Below are 16833 nucleotides of genomic sequence, written 5' to 3'. Positions count from 1 at the left end.
ATCCCACCCTATACCTGGGCCGTCCCGCCGTCGACGAACAGCTCGATACCGTTGATGAAACTGCTGCTGTCCGACGCGAGGAAGGTCGCCGCTTTGGCAAGCTCATGTGGTTTTCCCAGGCGCCCCATCGGCACCTGCGTGGCGAGCTGCGCGAGCAGCCCTTCCTGATGTTCAGGTGGTACCAGGCCCGCGAGGCCCGGGGTATGGATCATCCCAGGGCTGATGACGTTGACGCGGATGTTGCGTGGTTTGAGGTCGAGCAGCCAGCTACGCGCGAAATTGCGCACCGCTGCCTTGCTCGCACTGTAGACGCTGAAATTTTCCGTGCCCATGACCGACGTCGTGGAAGAGGTGAGGATGATCGACGAGCCATCTTTCAGCAGCGGCAGTGCTTTCTGTACCGTGAACAGCAGGCCTTTGACGTTTGCATTGAAAATGCCGTCAAAGTGTTCTTCAGTAACGCTTGCCAGAGGCATCATGTTGCCGCCGCCGGCATTCGCAAACAGGATATCGAGGTGACCGGCCCGGTCCTTGATGACGGAATAGATGCGGTCCAGGTCCTCCATGTTCGCAACATCGCCGCGGATGCCGACAGCATTCCCGCCGATTTCCGCTACCGCCGCGTCGAGCTCGGCCTGCCGGCGCCCGGTAATAAAGACAGTTGCGCCCTCTGCAGTAAAATCTTTGGCCGATGCCAGTCCGATGCCCGTGGTCCCGCCAGTGATCAGGGCCACCTTGCCTTCAAGCTGCTTATTCATCGTCTCATCCCTTGTGAACCCGGAGCTGGATTGCCCAGGTAGTGCTACTAAGGAACTCACTGTACCCCCGCGGAATTGCCTGATAAAGGGGCAAAACGCGAAGGGTCAATTTCCTGCCGTGAATAATCCGAGCTGACGGCCGCAAACCGACTTTCCGTCAAACCACCGGCGGCGGCGAACGGACAGGACGTCGTGCAAGCAAGTGCGAAAGCCGTCCGAGTCCCGATGCAAGTCGTCGACGGTCAGCCATGCTGCCCAGCGAGATGCGGATCGCGTTGGGCAGCGGGTGGACGGTACTGAAACTGTCGGCAGGTGTCACCGCCACGCCCTCGGCACTGGCCGCCTGAGCCAGGTCGGCAGGGGACCAATAGGTGGGCAGAGGCAGCCAGATATGCAGCTTCCCGCCGTCGTTGTCCCGCCCGCCGCCTAGAATGTCGGTCGCCAGATGGTGGCGTGCCTGCGTTTCCTTCCTAACTCCATCGAGGAGCCTGGCTGCCGAGCCGTCGAAGATCCATTGGGTAGCCAGTGCCGCGGTCAAGGGCGCCGCCATGAGTGCGAACGCGCGCAGCGCGCTCAGGAATTTGTCTCGCTCCGCGCTGTCGGGCAGCACGACGAAAGCGATTCTCAGTCCCGGGGTCAGGCATTTCGACAGGGTGGAGATGTAATAGGCGTGGTGGGGCGCAAAGTGTGTTAGCGGCGCTGGGGCACCCTTCAGGAACAGCCAGTACGGATCGTCCTCGATAATCCGGATGCCTAGCCTTGCCGCCACGGCCGCGATGTCCCTGCGGCGTGCTTCCGGCATGGTGAGGCCGGTCGGGTTCTGCAGGGTCGGGTTGAGGTAGATCAAACGCGCGCCACTCGCCTGTGCGGTCCGCTCGAGTGCATCGGGAAGCATTCCTTGTTGGTCCGTTTCCACTGCCAGCAGCTGCCGCCCGAACTGTACAGCCGAGGCGCGTAAACCGGGGTACACCATCGGTTCGGTGAGAACGGCGTCGCCCGGTTCCGACAGGGCCAGCAACAATGCAGCGAGCGCCGCCTGTGCTCCCGGGCATACCACGACGCTTGCCGGATCGACGCGTCCGAGCATCGGCGCGATCCAGTGGGCGCCTGCAGATCGATCCGCCGCACTTCCACCGCCCAGGTGATAAGTCATCAGGAGCTCATTGTCCGCACGCAGGAGGACCTGTGACAAGCCCTGCTTGAGCAGGTCGTCGAAGTCGACGCCGGCTGGGGGTGGCGGGATATTCATGCTCAAGTCGAGCACGGGCACCAGTTCGACCTTGGGAGCCGCGACATAGGTACCGCGAGCCCCGCGCCCTTCCAGCAAATGGCGGCGTCGCGCTTCGTCGTAGGCACGGGTGACAGTCGTCAGGTCCAGGTCGAGTTGCGCCGCGAGCTGGCGCTGCGTGGGCAGGCGGTCGCCGGCTTTCAGTGATCCGTCCGCCAGTGCGGCTTGCAGGGCATCCGCAATCTGCAGAAAACGCGGTCCGCCATGCACCGACAATCGCGGCGACCAGATTGGCGAATCGTCGTTGTCTTGCATGGATTTCAACTGGGACATTTTGTCTCGATGTATGGAAATTGCTTTTAAGTAGAATGATTTCCGCTGCGTTTTCGATGCTTTCAACGACAGAAATGAAGCGCCGGACGCAGACTTTTGAGGTAGTACTCTTATCAACGGATAGTGTCAAGTCATCGCTTGGAAAGCCGCTAATGATCGAATGGTTCCCTCTCGTCGCTGGTTCGTTCAAGGTTGTCGCCTTAGGCATCGGCATGTTTTTTGCCATCAAGTGGCATTACGATCAAGGGAAGAAGCATGCGGTGAAAGCGCAGGAAAGGCGTGCAGTGCTTATCGCGGCCGGCAAGGTAGTCGCGGTTTTCGTACCGGCCCTGCTTGGTCTGGTGCTCATCACCTTCGTCCTGGCCAGAAAGCTCGGTTTGGACTTGACCTTACCATGATGGCAAATTACTGCTAGACGTGACTTCGCGTCTCGACAGGCAAGGAGCATATGAATGAACAAAAAACGGTCTTTTCCTGCAACCCTGAAAGCGATTGGCTGGGGCTTCGTCGGCCTGCGCCGAAAGAAGGACTTCGATGTCGATGCCGACGGGGCGTTCAATCCACTGTTCGTCCTGCTCGCAGCATTCATCGGACTCGCCATCTTTATCAGCATCCTGATGTTTGCCGTGCAGATTGCGATCTCGTGAGCCACGCGGAGGCCTGGAACTTGAACGGATCAGTATGCTGAACCACATCGAGGATGCGCTGGGCGCCTGGCTGGACTCACATGCGGATGCACTCGACAGCGACAATACGCATGCGGACCAGTTGCTTGCGACGCTCGCGGCAAGCAGGCTGTTCAGAGTTGCGGTCCCTGTTGCGCAGGGTGGCACAGGCGGTGCGGACAGTGCCGCCGTTGCGCTTGCAGCGGCGCTCGCCGAACGTTCCCTGGCAGCGGCATTCGTATTCTGGGCCCAGCGCGCGATGATCGAATGCCTGTTGCGCAGCCCGAACCATGAGCTGGTCCGGGAGCTGCTGCCGCGGCTTTTGGATGGGGCCGTCGCCGGCGCCCCAGGCTTGTCGAATGCGATTCGCTCATCGAGCGGGCTCGACCAGCTTAATGCGCATTGCAGACCGACCGCCGAAGGCAGCGTTCTGAACGGAGCCGTTCCATGGGCATCGAACCTTCGGCGAAGTGGGTTTGTTGCGGCTGTCGCCGCCCTCGATACTACGGGCGTGGGGGCGGCGATCTTCGCCGTGCCTCATGATGCCGCAGGCGTTTGGCGGGGAAACGACCACGACTTACTGGGACTGCGCGCAAGCAATACCGCAGCATTGCGCTTCGAGGACGTCCTGTTGACAGAGCATTGGCTGTTACATCCGCACGCAAAAGTGTTGTTACCTGCACTGCGACCGATGATGCTGGCACTCCAGTGCGGACTCGGCCTCGGTCTCTCTCGGGCCAGCCTCGCAGCCGCGCGCAGGCACACGCCCGGCCGCTCGGTCCTCGCTGTCGAAATATATGCGCTCCAGGATACGGTGGAACAATTCTGGCGCACCCTGTCAGCGGCGCTAGACTCAGGTCGACTCGAGGCGAATCCTGCGGCGCTGTTTGAGCTGCGCCTCAACATGGTCGGGCTTGCGACATCGGCGGTGCAGCTCGAGCTCCAGGCGCTCGGTGCCCGGGCCTACCAGCGCAGCGCCAACAGTGGTTTCGCGCGTCGCATGCGTGAAGCCGCCTTCCTGCCGATTCTCACCCCCAGCCTGGTGCAGTTAAAGACCGAGATCGCCAGGGCGGGGCCGGCCTGAGTTCCGCCCTTGCCCGGCAATTCGAGCATTCAATCACGTACATTTTATCGAGGAGTCGTCGACATGAAGATTGTATTGTCACGCCGTACCTTCCTTGGGGCCAGCGCCGCGCTGGGCTTGCTGGGCTTTGCAGGATGTGCAAAGGACGCTATGGTGCGGTTTTACGGAACCGACGTCTCTGGCGCCACATACGGACGCCACTTTCGGCTGACCGACCCGGAGGGGAGGGAACGCACGCTGGCGGATTTCGAGGGCAAGGCAGTCATGCTTTTCTTCGGATTCACGCAGTGCCCTGACGTGTGTCCAACCGCGCTGGCACGCGCCGCCGAGATCAAGCGCTTGCTCGGTAAGGACGGGGGGCGGCTCCAGGTCCTGTTCGTCACCGTCGATCCGGAGCGCGATACGCCCAACGTCTTGAAAGCCTATACATCAGCCTTCGATCCCAGCTTCCTGGCCTTGTATGATGACCTTGCCGGCCTGGCAGAGGTAGCCCAGGAGTTCAATCTCGTCTACAAGAAAGTCCCTACAGCTGCGTCCTACAGCATGGACCACACATCGGTTAGCTATGTGTACGACCCGCGGGGCAAGCTAAGGCTTAAGTTCACTCACGCACAGAGCGCTGAAGCATGCGCAGCGGACCTGCGCAATATTCTGCGCTCGAGCTAAACAAAACAACAAAATAACATCACAATGAAATACGTCGTTCACCTGGCACTCGCCACCGCCTTTCTCCTGGATGGGAGCGCGCAAGGCCAGACCACGGTCGCCAATGCGTGGGTACGCGCAACCGTGCCGTATCAGAAGGCGACGGGCGCCTTCATGCAGCTGCGGTCCGCCAGTGGCAGCGCATTAGTCCACGTGGAGTCGCCCCTGACGCCCGATGTCGAGATCCACGAGATGGCAATGCAGGGAGACGTCATGCGGATGCGTCAGGTACCTGCCATCCGCCTGCCAGCCGGCGGGACGGTCGAGCTCAAGCCGGGCAGCTACCACGTTATGCTGCTGAACTTGCGCCAGCAGGTCAGGGCAGGAGACAGCGTACCACTGAGATTGGTGTTCGAAGGCCCGAACCGACGCAGGGAAACGGTCGAGATCCGGGCGGCAGTCCGTCCCCTCAATTCGGAGGCGATACCAGCCGCCTCCGGCGGATTGCCGAAATGAGCGTCTGCGGCCCAGTTCGGGCACTGGCGGTGCACGGACCGGGGATCCGGACTCAGGTGGAATCGCGCTCGCTGCGGCGGAGGAACAGCGGCGCCGGGTCGGCCGCGCTGCCCTGAATGGCGCTGTGCCATAGGCTGCGAAACTTGCTGGGTTCTGCCGCAACGATTTTCGACATTATAGGAGTAATGTCTTGCACTCAAAAAATGCCTACTTGGCAGACCCGCCTAGAGTAGAACGAGCTCCTTGCGCTCCGGTTCCTTGCCTACTGCAGGCCGTTTCAGACGCCCCATCGCAGCCGAATTGTGTATGCTTCAAAGAGCTCCGCGCCATTCTGCGCATGGCAGTTCTGAAAGAATCTATCGGCGAGAGGCGCATAAGGAGGTTTTCATGCAAGCGATTGATTTTATTGATGAGATACGGCCTGCAAAGCCGGGGAGACAGGTTCGATTCCTGTCCTCGCCTCCATTTTTACGGCCTCCTCCGAGGCTCGCGACAACACTCCGGCCTCGCGCTGTCAAGCGCCGAAAAAACCCGCCACGCAGGCGGGTTTTTCGTTTTGAACCTTACTGTTTCCGGTAGCGGCGAAGACTGCCGAGGCCAAGTGCACCAAGCGCGATCAGGGCCAGGCTTCCCGGCTCAGGTACGCCGTTAGGTTCGATGAACCTTGGGACCAGACGCCCGACATTGGAATACTGGGCTGGATTGAGATCCAGGTTGGCAGCCAGCAGGGGATCCACCGTCGCTTCGGTAGCCGAGCCGGCGTGGGTCCCCGAACTGGGATAGAAGCGGCAAGCTGGCGCGCAGAAATACACGGAACTGCTGTACACCGCGGAGTACGTGAATCCTCCTTGGCTGCTGCGCGAGAAATCGATGCGGAAGTCGGTGAACTGGTCGCCGCCGAAGGTGCTGCTCAGGCTGAAGTTGGTCGGCCCGTCATCGCGGAAATAGGTGGTCGCGCCGGTCAGTCGCGTCTCTCCCTCGCCACGCTGTTCGGCGGTCAAGGGCAGGTAGAACGCATTCGCCGTCGGCAGTCCGGCGAGTTCGACAGTGAGCCTGAAGTAGGCGACGGACTGGTCTTCCTCGCGCTGGACGACGTATCCGGAAACGGGACCACCGAGGTTGTACTGTATGTAGCCGGCAAACGCATCGAACGACACCAGGGAAGCGATAGCTGCGGCCAGGAGATGTTTGATCATGGATTTGTGCAGGTCAGGTTGGTAGTGCTTCAACTTCGATAGCAATCGCCGTGCCATCCAGTGATTACCTTATGCATTCAAGCACTTGACGTCCAGTTCCTCTCCCATCGGGGCCAGTTTGTCAAATTCCCCGACAGCCAGCCGCCGCTAGTTGAGCGGCGCCACCGCGACCTTGACCGACTTGTAGAAGACGCTGCTCCTGGCCTCGAAGCCGGAGTCGATGCCGAAGAAGACCCAGATAGTGCCGTCCTTGTCGCTTCGGACCACCAGCGGGGCGCTACTTGTCAGGGTCTTGGACTGGTACACCTGGGGCCCGCAATCGGCGACCGCGTTGGCCACGTTGCCCAGCACCTGGGAGGCCGGTCCGGGTGTGGCCTGGTTGCCGCGATCGATGTTGAGCACGTACTCGCCGCCGCTCAGCACGGTCTTCGGCTCCACCGGCGCCGCTCCTGCCACCACGTACACGCTCTCGCCGGGCGCGCCACCGACCCCGAAGCAACCCGCCGACTGGTTGGTCGCGATCTCGATCTCGAAGCTGAGCTTGTATTGGGTGGACGGCGCATAGCCGCCGAATCGCTTCTTGCTGTAGATGAACAGGTCGTCGCTGCGGTTGGTGCCGCCCGTGAAATACGCCGTTCCCGCCAGGGGAGCGGGCAGGGCGCGCAGCTCCCAGGCGACGTCGCCGGGGGCCGTGTCCTCGTGGTAGTCGGCGTAGCCGCCTTGCCAGCCGTCGAGGCCTTGCGCAAAGACCGTGGCGACCTGCGCCGGCGCCTGCGCCAGGTCGGCGCCGCCGCAGGCGGCCAGGATCGACGCGGACGCCATGGCGCCGCACAACAGGAGGAGTCTAGGGGTCATCGATTACTTGCCGAGCGTTGGGAGGGCTCAAGCGTAATCGAGGCGCCGGCCGGCAAATAGCGGGCATTTGTCGGCAATGTGTATGCAATGTTCTCCACCGCCGCATCTTGCGCCGGCGGCGCGCATGCCTACCCGGTGCTAGATATGCCGCTCCTTCGCATGCTTGTCGCACTCGGCGGCGCAGCGCTCGCAGGCGGCCTGGCAGTCGGCGCAGGTCTGGTGCATGGCGGCGTGCTCGGCGCACTTGGCGGCGCAGGCGCGGCAGATGTGGGCGCACAGGGCGCAGAAGTCGCCGTGGTGGTGCGAGCCGCGCGCCAGCACGTTCAGGGTCGCGGTGCAGATGTCGGCGCAGTCGAGGCTGATCAGGGCGCAGTCGTTCCTGCCCTCGCGTATGTCGGCGGCCGCGCAGGCCTGGCAGGCGCGCAGCGCGATCTCGCAGGCTTCGATGGCTGCCTGGATGTTGGCTTGTTCCGATCCGCCCATGGCAGGTCTCCTTGTTGGGTTGATAAGACACAGATCCTAGCCCAATGGTTTCTTGCCGAGCGTCCGATACCATCGTGCAATCACTCGCGGCCCAACGCTGGAAGCCATGCATGGTGAAATCCAGGCCGTTTTCCCCGGGCGGAGCAAGGCGCGGCATAATACGCTTCCCTGTTTGCCTGCCGCCTCCCATGAAGCTCCATTATCCGCGCCTGCCGCTCCCCCTGTTCCCCGCCCTGTTCGCGCTGTTGATGCTGGCCCTGTCCTGCATGCCGAAGGCGGCGCAGGCGCACGATCATTCCTACGGCACCCACGGCATGGCGCTGTTCGGCGACCGCGACGGGCTCTACCTGTCGCACCTGCCGCTGTTTCGCGCGCCGCACGGCCACCAGGTCGTGCTGAAGGTGCGCCTGGCCGATGCCCAGCTCGACCGCGCCCTGCGCGCGCAGCTCGACGGCAAGACCGATTTGTGGACCATCGAGCCGGAACGCTTCGAGCTATCGCGCCTGGACCCGCAGGCCGCGTCCCCGCTGCGCGCCTTCGGTGCCGACGTATTCAGCGGCCATTTCGAGCGCGACGGCAAGCGCGCCTACGCCAACGCCCGGTTCGTCGTCGACCGCGTGCTGGTCTACCGCCAGCTCGATGCCGCCATGCGCAGCCGCGTTGACGCGCGCTACCTCCCGGTCGGCAGCTTCCTGGTCAAGGAAATCGACAGCCGCCCCGACTACGACCACATCGTCGCGCTGGCCGCGCCCGCTCCGCAGGCGCTCGTCATCCCCAAGGCAGGCCTGGACAACCCGGAAGCGGCGCTCAAGGCGCTGGCGGCCGTGCGCGGCACCGTCTATTTCGAGACCGGCGACCTGCGCTGAGCGCCGGGCGGCGCGCTACCGGTGCAGCACCCGGAACATCGCATCGCGCATGCGGTAGCACTTGGCGTCGCGGCTCCAGTAGCGCCGGCCCGCGGGTGACTCCATGAAGGCCAGGCGCCGCGCCGGCCGGTCCTTGCCGACCGCGCTCTTGGAGACGATGTAGCGGATCGCCCCATCCGGACCGATGATCACGGTCGCGCCCCCGAACAGCGCATAGGCCGGCGTGCCGCCCCGCGCCGGCACGATGCAGCGCTGGGTGATTTCCGCCACCAGGTCGAACACGATCTCGCGGTCCGGCCCGATCCTGCGCGAAGCCCGGATCGAGGCCACCTGCGGCAGTTCCGCGCCGGCGCCTTCCAGTGCGGGCGCGCCCTCGCAGGTCAGGCCGAATTCCTGCAAATGCTCCGGGCGGGTGGCGAATTCGCCGAGCAGGGCGGCCTGCCTTTCGAGTTCGTCGGCGCCGGCCGGGCAGGCCGGGTCCTGGCCGAAGCGCAGGTGGGCGAAGTCGAGCCCGGCGATGGGCTGGAGCGCCAGCCGCGGCGCGCGCCACAGCAGGGCGTGCTCGGACAGGGTCCCGACCTCCTGCGGATAGATGCCGCGCTTCATGAAGGCGTCGACCAGCGCTTCGCGGTAGGCCCAGGGATCGGTCGGCACCAGGTCGTGGTCGGCCGTGACCAGCGCGCGCAGGTATTCGCCGAGGTGGATGTCGACCGGGGGGCAGTAGTCGATGGCGCGGATGACCAGGGCCTGGAACTGGCGCGCCAGGTCGGTGGCCTCGCCGGCCAGGAGCTCGGCCAGGTCGTGCGCCAGCTCGCCCGGCGGCAGGATGCCGCTGCCGTTGCTGGCCAGGCGCCGCAGGCGCGCGGTCTTGCGCCGGAACACGGTGAGGTAGGCTTCGAACACCGCGCCGGCCAGCACGCTGCCGATCTCGTGGGCTCCGGCGTCGGCGTCATAGACCCGCGCGTTCATGAGGTCGCGCACATGCCGGCTGCCGCTGGCCAGCCCGAGCTGGTGGCCCAGCACGCCCAGCAGGCTGGACGCGTCGAGCATCCCGTGCGACTTGCGTATTGCAACGGCCACCACCTCCTTGTAGCGCAAGCGCTGGAAGAGCGTGACCAGGTCGCAGAAGCCTTCGTGGAAGCCCGCCACGTCGGGGCCGGTGGGGATGCTGAAATTTGCCCGCAGGCCGTCCAGCAGCGCATGGGTGATTTCGTGCGCCACCACGTCGTGCGAGAGACAGGCGAATACCGTCTCGCCGGGCAGGGCGCGCGCCGAGCGTGTGGCGGCGGGCATCGGAACATAGCCGAAGCTGATGCAGCCTTCGCGCTTGTCGTAGTAGGCGTTGGCGTCGCGGAAGGCGAAGGGCCGCAGGTAGAGCAGGTGGTCGTCGCCGCGCGGCTGGAAGCCCCAGGACAGCTGGCGCCCGAGCGCATCGCGAAAGCTTGCGCACACGCTGCTGGACACGGCGTACACCATCTGCTCGTGAAAACGCGGGTCGGCGGGCGAGGGGTCGTAGCCGTCCTTGAGCAGCACGTGCACGTCGTCGAGGTCGGCCTTCTTGTACGCGACCGACTGGGCGTAGTCGTAGCCGTCGACCTTGAACAGGCGTCCCTGGGGGCCGGGCGCGAGCGGCTCGTAGGGCACTTCGACGCAGGCGACCGATCCTTCCAGGCGCGAGGCGGTCGGGTCCAGCGTGAGCACGCGCAGCAGCCGGCAGGGCGGGTCGCCTGGGCGCCGCCGGTAGGCCGCCGGGATCGGGCGGGTCACCGACGGCGCGATGCGGTAGCGCTGCCCGGTCGAGGTCATGGCGCTCAGCCTGTCAGTGGGGCGGCCCGTATTGCTGGAGCAGCTGCTGCATGCCCTGGATCAGGAGCTGGGCTTCGCCGCTCCAGGCCGGCCGGGTTGCTGTCGCCGCGGCGTGCGCCTGCAGGGGCGCGAGCAGGCCCAGCGCCTTGGATTCTTCGCTGCTGTAGAGCCGCGGCTGCTGGCGCGGCGACGGTCCGAATTCCTGGGTGACCAGGCGGGCGAAGTCGGCGTTGCTGATGCTGGCCAGGCTGCCCCCCATGCGCCCCAGTACCCCGGTTGCGCGCACGGTGAACTCGCCCTGGCCGCGGCTTTCCCAGGCCTTTTCGCTCGACAGGCAGGCCGCGAACAGGACTTCGCGCATGCGCGCCGCTCCGCGCGGGAGGCTGCGGCCCTGGGGCGCTCCGGCGCGGTAGCGGCGGTGGGCATTCTGCAGCTCCGGCCCGGCGACGACGAAACGCGCGCGGTCGCCGGGATCGTGGGCCGTATTGCTGGGGTTCTTGCCGACCCCGAAGCGCGAGGACGTGCCGGAGTGGCAGCAATCCATGAACAAGGTCAGGTTGACCCCTTCGGGCAGCAGGTCGACGATGCGGCCGATGTCGTCGTCCAGGATCAGGGCGCCGGTCTCGTAGTCGACCGGGCAGATCGCTTCGTCGTCGGCCGGCGTGTCGCCGCCGCCCTCGTCGCCGCCAAGATCCGTGACCGTGGTGCCGTGCCCGGCGTACTGGAACACGATGACGTCGCCCGGCCGGCTGGCCTGCACCAGTTGCCGCAGGTGCTCCAGGATCGCATCGTGGGTGGCGTGCTCGTTGAGCAGGGTGGCGATGTCCTCGAAGCCGAGCCGGCCCAGGGTGCGGCTCCATGCGTCGACATCGGCCAGGCAGCCGGTAAGCGGATAGGTTGGGTAGCGGTTGATCCCCACGCACAGGGCGCGCCGGCGCCCGCCGCCGATGGCGGGCGTGTGCAATACGCCGCCGGGAGGGTAGTAGCCGGCGCCCCCGTTGCCGTTGCCGCCATTGCCTTGCGTGCGTCCGGCCACGCCATACCCGCCCATGAAGCCGCCCGTGGCAAGCGGGGCCGGGGCGGGGCGCAGCAGGATGTCGGTCGGCAGCGCGACCTCGGCGTTCCAGGCGTCCAGGTCGCGGCTGCCATCGGCGCCGGGGCGGTATTCGACGATGCGGTCGGCATCCGAGCGCGCCAGGATGCGGCGCGCGATGCTGCCCATGGTGGCCGGGTCGTCGTCGAAGCCGCCGTGGGTGCTGGAACGCGAGGCGCTGCGGCCCTGCTGCGCCGCGGTTTGCGACCAGACCACGTCGGCCAGCGCCGGCTTGCCGTCCAGGCCGAACAGGTTGATGAGCTCGCGGTCCGCGCGCAGGTTTTCTTCCAGTCCCAGCAAGGGGGTGCGGCGCTGGGGCTCGAGCGCATGGTGGATCAGGTAGAGCAGCGACTTGCGGTAGACCCCGGCGCAGTTGTCATCGAGCTCGTAATCCTTGCGCATCGTGTACACCGTCAGCTGTTCGATCCCCGGCTTGCCGGGTCCGACGAAGCGCGCCAGCGTGGCCTTGAACAAATCGGTGCGGATCGCCGGCGCCATCAGGTGCACCGACTGGAAGGGACCGGCGCCGAACTGCAGCACGCGCGGGATGAAATAGGCCTGGAAGATGGCCCCGGCGCTGTGGCCGACGGCATGCAGCTCGACGCCTTCGCGGTGCAGCTGGCAGAAGTCGCGCAGCTTCTGCGCGACATAGCAGGCGCCGCCCTGGAAGCGGCCGTCGCCATCTTCGCCATTGCCGACGACGTCCAGGGCCGAGGCGCGCTGCGCACTGAGCTTCATCGCGCCCCAGACGTGCTGGCCCTGCAGGGCGCGGACGGCTTCCTCGATCAAAGGATCGGTGAGCAGGTCGAACACGTCGCGCGGCACGCCGCGGGTGGCGCCGTCGCGCACCCGCCGCAGCAGCTGGCCGATGGTCTCGAAGGCGCCGGTCTCCCAGACGAAGTACAGCGGGTAGATATTGTTGGCCATCCACCAGTCCACGCTCTTCTGGGCGATCGCCAGGCCGGCCGCCTCGTTGACCAGGCCGCCGTGGGCCTGCACCACGATCCGCAAGGGCAGTTCGAGCGCCTGGGCGCGCCGCAGCGCCGCTTCCAGGTGCTCGCCGAAGATCGCATCGACATCGCCCTTCGAGGTCTTGTACTCGCCCTCGTCGGACAGTTCGCCCATCGTCAGGTTGACCAGGTGGGGGCGCAGGGCCGCCAGCCGGGCCGGGGTGGGGCCGGCCCGGCGCGCGGCGCCGAGCTCGATGGCGCGGCCGGCGGGCGGGGCGTCGGCCTCGACCGCCCCCCGCGTGTGGGCGCAGGCCTCGGCGTCCTCGGGATCGCGCTGGGTTGCGGACACCCGGCCGAGGTCCTCGACCGCCTCGTCGATGGTGCGGGCGTCCGGGTCCTCGATCGCCTCGTCGGCGAAGATGGCGCTGCGGCCGCGCGGCGCCCCTTGGTCCGGCTGCTCGTGCAGCCGCTGCACCTCGGCCAGGATCTCGCGGTAGTCGATGCTGCTGCCGGGGCAGGATTTACCGGACATCATGTTATGGAACATCAGGCTGCCAGGGGCCAGGCCGAAACGCTTCTGCACCAGGGCGATCACCTTGATGGCGGCGTCGCGCTGCGGATCCTGGAAGGGATCGCATCCCTTGTCGAAGTCGCCGATCATCTCGAACATGAAGGGACCGGCCTGGCTGTCGCCGTTCTGCCCGGTGGCGCTGGCCGGCGCGGCGTTCCAGTTGCGGCCCAGCCAGATGAAGCCTTGCGGGTCGATCGTGATGTGCTGGGCGATGTCCGACCATTTGTTGCGCTGGGTATGGTGGGTCCACATCGAGACGATCGACTCGTGCCCGCGGAACTGGCGGTGGTTCGGGCGCCAGGTGTGGTGCATGTGGACGGCGTTGATCTTGCGGGTGAAGGGAAAGCGCTGGAGCAGGGCGGCGAACTGGTCGAGCGTGAGCCGCTTGAATGGGGCGGGCATGGGGTCCTCCGTGGTCTGGCACCGGCCGCGACCCCGGCCGTTGGGAATCGTCGTTGCAGGCGGCCCCGGGGAACGGCAACAAACGGGGGCTCTACCGTATTTCTATGCACGATGGGTTGATTCTGCTCCAAGCCATAATAAAAAAACACCGTGATTTATTAGGTGATTTAAAAACAACGGCGGGAAAGTTCAGGTGCAAAGGGGAGATTGACTTTGTCGCCATCGTGACGGCCCAAGCTGTGTGAGGAAATAAGCCTAGCTGCGCCGCTGCTCGCCTGCGAAAAACGCCGAGGGCGTGGTCCCGAAGGTCTTCCTGAACATCGCCGTGAAGGCCGACTGGCTGGCGTAGCCCAGCTGCTGCGCCACCTGCCACAGGGGCAGGCCGCGCGCGATCAGGGATGCGCCGTGCGCGAGCCGCACCTGCTGGCGCCACTGCCCGAAGCTCATGCCCAGTTCGCGCTCGAACAGGCGCGCCAGCGTGCGCTCGGATGCGCCGGCCAACCTGGCCCAGTCGCCCAGGGTCTGGGTGTCGCCGGGCGTGTCGATCAGGGCCTGGCACAAACCCCGCAGCCGCTTGTCGCGCGGCAGCGGCACCCGGATCGGGCGGGTCGGCGCACGCGCCAGTTCGTCCAGGATCAGCTCCCCGACCAGGGCGGCGCGCTGCGGCGGCAAGTCCTCGCCGCCGGCCACCATCACCGCGAGCAGTTCGCGCAGCAGGCTGCTCACTTCGACCACGCGGCAGGTCTCGCCCGGAAACAGGGCGCGCGAGGCGTGGATGCGCAGGGGACTGAGGCAGGCCGCCTCGAGCAGCGTGACCTCGTGCTCGATATGCGGTGCGATCCAGATCGCGCGCTGCGGCGGCACGATCCAGGTGCTGGTGTCGGCGCTCACGCGCAGCATGCCGTTGGCGGCATAGGTCAGCTGCGCCCACTCATGGCTGTGGGCGCCGATCGAGACGTCGGCCGGCAGGTTGCGCGAGGCCAGGGTGACCGGGCAGGCATCGGTCGGCCCGGGGCCGGGAATCGGAGGAAGGGTGCGCATGGCAGGTTTTCGACAAATCTTGACACGCTATCTTAAATCGGACGCGCCATTCCTGCCTACACTGGGAGCATTCGATAAAGGGCATGGCATGGACAACAAGGACAACACCCTCAGGCAGGACGCCCGCGTGATCGGCCTGGTGGGCCTGGCGCACGGCACCTCGCACTTCTACCACCTGATCCTGGCCGCGCTGATCCCCTGGCTCAAGCCCGCCTTCGACCTGAGCTACACCGAGCTGGGCCTGTTGATGACCATGTTCTTCGTGGTGTCGGGCATCGGGCAGGCGCTGGCCGGCTTCGTGGTCGACCGCTTCGGCGCGCGCGCCGTGCTGTTCTTCGGGATCGCGATGCTGGGCGTGTCCGCCATCGTGCTTTCCGGCGCCGACAGCTATGCCGGCCTGGTCGCCGGCGCCCTGATCGCGGGCAGCGGCAACGCCATCTTCCACCCGGCCGACTACACGCTGCTCAACCAGCGCGTCTCGCCAGCGCGGCTGGCGCACGGCTTTTCGGTGCATGGCATCGTCGGCAACATCGGCTGGGCCGCGGCGCCGGTGTTCCTGACCTCGATCGCGGCCGTGCAGGGCTGGCGCACCGCGCTGCTGGCGGCGGCCGGGCTGCCGCTGGCGGTGCTGGTGCTGCTGGTGCTGAACCGCCACGTGCTGTATCCGGACCCGATCGTGCGCCAGGCCAAGGGAACCCAGGGCAATACGCTCGGCTTCCTGACACTGCGCGCGGTCTGGCTGTGCTTCGGTTTCTTCCTGCTGACCGCGGTGGCCCTGGGCGGCATCCAGAGTTTCGCCACCATCAGCCTGGAGTCGCTCTACGGGATCTCGCATGCGCTGGCCACCAGCTCGTATACGGCCTACATGCTGGCGTCGGCGCTGGGCATGGTGGCGGGCGGCTTCCTCGGCGCCGGATCGACCCATCATGACCGTACGGTGGCGCTGGCCTTCAGCGCGGCGGCGCTGCTGGCGCTGGTGCTGGCGTTGGGCGCCGGACCGGCCTGGATGGCGCTGCCGTTGATGGGATTGATCGGCCTGTGCTCGGGCGTGGCCGGGCCGTCGCGCGACCTGATGATCCGCGCCGCCGCGCCGCCGGGCGCAACGGGCCGCGTCTATGGGGTCGTGTACTCGGGGCTGGACAGCGGGCTGGCGATCGGGCCGCTGCTGTTCGGGCTGGTGATGGATGCGGGACGGCCAGGCTGGGTGTTTGCCGGCGTAGCGCTGTTCCAGGCGCTGGCGATCGCCACCGCGGTGGGCGTGGGTGGGACCACCCGCGCGCGGCGGCTCGGCGCCGCCAATGCCTAGCCACGCGGCACCGGCGCAATCGGCGGCGCCGCGTGGCGTGGCAATGCAAGCCGCTAGCCGGTCCGTACGTCGCGGGTGTGGCCCGCTTCCACCGGCTCGGGTGCAGCCTGCAAGCCCGCGCGCGCATCCTGCACCACCGACAGGATGGTGCGCACGCAGGCCATGGTCGGGGCGCCCGAATGCGCATCGGCGCCTTTCGCGTATTCGCGCGCGATGCGGGTCGCCGCCGCCGCGCCGCCCGGCACCTGCTCGCGGAACAGCCGCATCAAGGTCACGACCGTTTCATGCAGCGCGTGGTGCGCCGACCTGGCGATGTTGCGGCTGCCCCCATTCTGGTGGAGGGAGTCGGCGACGACCTGTTCGAGCTGGCGTTCCGCCCTGGCGATGAGCATGGCGACCTGGCCGGGAGTGTACGAAATTCGCATGGGTGCTTACCTTGTGGTGCGTGGACGTAGTGTGCTGGATTCGTGTTCACATGTGCTGCGCATGTTCATGCCGCTTCCTTGGCGCTTGCCGGCGCACCCGAGGCCGTGCGCGGCATCACCCGCGACGGCCGCACCCGGGGTGGCGGCGGCGGCGGGGCGAAGGGCCGGATCTGGACCAGTGAGCCCTTGAAGGGCGCCACCGCATCGTCGATCTCGACGGCCTCGCCGCGCACGCCGCGCAGGAACTGGGCAATCGCGATTCTGACAAGCGTACGGTTGGTGAGTTCAGCGCCCTGGCCAACTTTCCGGCTGTGATAGACATAGGTCGAGGTCACGCCATCGGGCGCCGTGATCTCGACTTTCTTGGGCAGGGAAAAGCCGTAGCGTCCGCTGGCCCAGAGCTTGACCAGGCAGTCGCCGCTGTGTGGAGTTGAGAAGCTGAAGTTCATGCATGAATCGTAAGCCCGTCCGCGGACTTGCACGAATCGAAATTGTTCCAAACCGTAACGGGCGAAATAAGGCTTTCCGCAAAGTACTAACTGATTGCCGGAAGGGTCTTTTCGCTTTGGCCGTTATCGCAAAGGGGACGAGGAAAACGATTCCCGCCACG

17 protein-coding genes are annotated in these 16833 nt (G+C 65.9%); 7 read left to right on the top strand and 10 right to left on the bottom strand.

The features are described from left to right. Positions 1-8 precede the first annotated feature (8 nt). A complete protein-coding gene (locus AC3XQU_RS05745; protein ID WP_489873180.1) occupies positions 9-758 on the bottom strand; it encodes an SDR family NAD(P)-dependent oxidoreductase in 750 nt (249 codons plus the stop codon). Between the two features lie 157 nt (positions 759-915). Next, positions 916-2319: an aminotransferase-like domain-containing protein gene (locus AC3XQU_RS05740; protein WP_489873179.1), complete on the bottom strand. Its 1404-nt coding sequence runs from the start codon at positions 2317-2319 to the stop codon at positions 916-918. A gap of 152 nt (positions 2320-2471) precedes the next feature. Here AC3XQU_RS05740 and AC3XQU_RS05735 point away from each other — a divergent pair, with 152 nt between their 5' ends. The 5 genes from AC3XQU_RS05735 (at position 2472) to AC3XQU_RS05715 (ending at position 5229) form a co-directional block, all read left to right on the top strand. Next, on the top strand, positions 2472-2717 hold the full coding sequence (locus tag AC3XQU_RS05735; protein ID WP_489873178.1) for a hypothetical protein: 246 nt from the start codon (positions 2472-2474) through the stop codon (positions 2715-2717). 54 nt (positions 2718-2771) lie between these two features. Then, positions 2772-2966, top strand: a complete 195-nt coding sequence (locus tag AC3XQU_RS05730) for a DUF2970 domain-containing protein (RefSeq protein WP_489873177.1) — start codon at positions 2772-2774, stop codon at positions 2964-2966. Positions 2967-3000: 34 nt separating this feature from the next. Then, positions 3001-4068 carry an acyl-CoA dehydrogenase family protein gene (locus AC3XQU_RS05725; RefSeq protein ID WP_489873176.1) on the top strand — a complete coding sequence of 356 codons (1068 nt, stop codon included), beginning with the start codon at positions 3001-3003 and terminating at the stop codon, positions 4066-4068. Between the two features lie 63 nt (positions 4069-4131). Continuing rightward, on the top strand, positions 4132-4734 hold the full coding sequence (locus tag AC3XQU_RS05720) for an SCO family protein (RefSeq protein WP_489873175.1): 603 nt from the start codon (positions 4132-4134) through the stop codon (positions 4732-4734). Positions 4735-4758: 24 nt separating this feature from the next. Next, positions 4759-5229: a copper chaperone PCu(A)C gene (locus AC3XQU_RS05715; protein ID WP_489873174.1), complete on the top strand. Its 471-nt coding sequence runs from the start codon at positions 4759-4761 to the stop codon at positions 5227-5229. A gap of 563 nt (positions 5230-5792) precedes the next feature. Here the strand turns inward: AC3XQU_RS05715 and AC3XQU_RS05710 are convergent. The 3 genes from AC3XQU_RS05710 to AC3XQU_RS05700 all read right to left on the bottom strand — a co-directional run bounded on the left by AC3XQU_RS05710 (position 5793) and on the right by AC3XQU_RS05700 (position 7763). Further along, positions 5793-6425 carry a PEP-CTERM sorting domain-containing protein gene (locus tag AC3XQU_RS05710; RefSeq protein WP_489873173.1) on the bottom strand — a complete coding sequence of 211 codons (633 nt, stop codon included), beginning with the start codon at positions 6423-6425 and terminating at the stop codon, positions 5793-5795. Between the two features lie 147 nt (positions 6426-6572). Continuing rightward, positions 6573-7280 (bottom strand): hypothetical protein, encoded by a 708-nt coding sequence (locus tag AC3XQU_RS05705; protein WP_489873172.1) that lies wholly within the window; start codon positions 7278-7280, stop codon positions 6573-6575. A gap of 138 nt (positions 7281-7418) precedes the next feature. After that, positions 7419-7763: a four-helix bundle copper-binding protein gene (locus tag AC3XQU_RS05700; RefSeq protein ID WP_489873171.1), complete on the bottom strand. Its 345-nt coding sequence runs from the start codon at positions 7761-7763 to the stop codon at positions 7419-7421. Positions 7764-7951: 188 nt separating this feature from the next. On the opposite strand from AC3XQU_RS05700, the gene AC3XQU_RS05695 reads away from it, so the two are divergent. Continuing rightward, positions 7952-8629, top strand: a complete 678-nt coding sequence (locus AC3XQU_RS05695; protein ID WP_489873170.1) for a hypothetical protein — start codon at positions 7952-7954, stop codon at positions 8627-8629. Between the two features lie 15 nt (positions 8630-8644). Here the strand turns inward: AC3XQU_RS05695 and AC3XQU_RS05690 are convergent, their stop codons facing one another. The 3 genes from AC3XQU_RS05690 to AC3XQU_RS05680 all read right to left on the bottom strand — a co-directional run bounded on the left by AC3XQU_RS05690 (position 8645) and on the right by AC3XQU_RS05680 (position 14492). Next, entirely contained in the window at positions 8645-10435 is a 1791-nt protein-coding gene (locus AC3XQU_RS05690) for a hypothetical protein (RefSeq protein WP_489873169.1), read from the bottom strand. 13 nt (positions 10436-10448) lie between these two features. Then, complete coding sequence (locus AC3XQU_RS05685; RefSeq protein ID WP_489873168.1) at positions 10449-13451, bottom strand: caspase family protein; 3003 nt, start codon at positions 13449-13451, stop codon at positions 10449-10451. Between the two features lie 255 nt (positions 13452-13706). Then, entirely contained in the window at positions 13707-14492 is a 786-nt protein-coding gene (locus AC3XQU_RS05680; protein WP_489873167.1) for an AraC family transcriptional regulator, read from the bottom strand. An 88-nt stretch (positions 14493-14580) separates the two neighbouring features. Here AC3XQU_RS05680 and AC3XQU_RS05675 point away from each other — a divergent pair, with 88 nt between their 5' ends. After that, a complete protein-coding gene (locus AC3XQU_RS05675; RefSeq protein ID WP_489873166.1) occupies positions 14581-15798 on the top strand; it encodes an MFS transporter in 1218 nt (405 codons plus the stop codon). Between the two features lie 53 nt (positions 15799-15851). Here the strand turns inward: AC3XQU_RS05675 and AC3XQU_RS05670 are convergent, their stop codons facing one another. Then, a complete protein-coding gene (locus AC3XQU_RS05670; RefSeq protein WP_489873165.1) occupies positions 15852-16223 on the bottom strand; it encodes a hypothetical protein in 372 nt (123 codons plus the stop codon). Positions 16224-16288: 65 nt separating this feature from the next. Continuing rightward, positions 16289-16672, bottom strand: coding sequence for a hypothetical protein (locus tag AC3XQU_RS05665; RefSeq protein ID WP_489873164.1), 384 nt, complete (start codon positions 16670-16672; stop codon positions 16289-16291). Positions 16673-16833 lie beyond the last annotated feature (161 nt).

Source organism: Telluria sp. AZSoR62 (assembly GCF_058111565.1).
The sequence above is the reverse complement of the archived record's forward strand: the minus strand, read 5'-3'. Positions and strand labels throughout refer to the sequence as shown.

Coding starts and splice junctions, on each gene's coding strand:
- AC3XQU_RS05730 (WP_489873177.1), top strand. CDS start 2,772: ATGAACAAAAAACGGTCTTTTCCTGCAACCCTGAAAGCGATTGGCTGG.
- AC3XQU_RS05695 (WP_489873170.1), top strand. CDS start 7,952: ATGAAGCTCCATTATCCGCGCCTGCCGCTCCCCCTGTTCCCCGCCCTG.
- AC3XQU_RS05745 (WP_489873180.1), bottom strand. CDS start 758: ATGAATAAGCAGCTTGAAGGCAAGGTGGCCCTGATCACTGGCGGGACC.
- AC3XQU_RS05685 (WP_489873168.1), bottom strand. CDS start 13,451: ATGCCCGCCCCATTCAAGCGGCTCACGCTCGACCAGTTCGCCGCCCTG.
- AC3XQU_RS05725 (WP_489873176.1), top strand. CDS start 3,001: ATGCTGAACCACATCGAGGATGCGCTGGGCGCCTGGCTGGACTCACAT.
- AC3XQU_RS05715 (WP_489873174.1), top strand. CDS start 4,759: ATGAAATACGTCGTTCACCTGGCACTCGCCACCGCCTTTCTCCTGGAT.
- AC3XQU_RS05670 (WP_489873165.1), bottom strand. CDS start 16,223: ATGCGAATTTCGTACACTCCCGGCCAGGTCGCCATGCTCATCGCCAGG.
- AC3XQU_RS05680 (WP_489873167.1), bottom strand. CDS start 14,492: ATGCGCACCCTTCCTCCGATTCCCGGCCCCGGGCCGACCGATGCCTGC.
- AC3XQU_RS05700 (WP_489873171.1), bottom strand. CDS start 7,763: ATGGGCGGATCGGAACAAGCCAACATCCAGGCAGCCATCGAAGCCTGC.
- AC3XQU_RS05740 (WP_489873179.1), bottom strand. CDS start 2,319: ATGTCCCAGTTGAAATCCATGCAAGACAACGACGATTCGCCAATCTGG.
- AC3XQU_RS05720 (WP_489873175.1), top strand. CDS start 4,132: ATGAAGATTGTATTGTCACGCCGTACCTTCCTTGGGGCCAGCGCCGCG.
- AC3XQU_RS05690 (WP_489873169.1), bottom strand. CDS start 10,435: ATGACCTCGACCGGGCAGCGCTACCGCATCGCGCCGTCGGTGACCCGC.
- AC3XQU_RS05675 (WP_489873166.1), top strand. CDS start 14,581: ATGGACAACAAGGACAACACCCTCAGGCAGGACGCCCGCGTGATCGGC.
- AC3XQU_RS05705 (WP_489873172.1), bottom strand. CDS start 7,280: ATGACCCCTAGACTCCTCCTGTTGTGCGGCGCCATGGCGTCCGCGTCG.
- AC3XQU_RS05710 (WP_489873173.1), bottom strand. CDS start 6,425: ATGATCAAACATCTCCTGGCCGCAGCTATCGCTTCCCTGGTGTCGTTC.
- AC3XQU_RS05735 (WP_489873178.1), top strand. CDS start 2,472: ATGATCGAATGGTTCCCTCTCGTCGCTGGTTCGTTCAAGGTTGTCGCC.
- AC3XQU_RS05665 (WP_489873164.1), bottom strand. CDS start 16,672: ATGAACTTCAGCTTCTCAACTCCACACAGCGGCGACTGCCTGGTCAAG.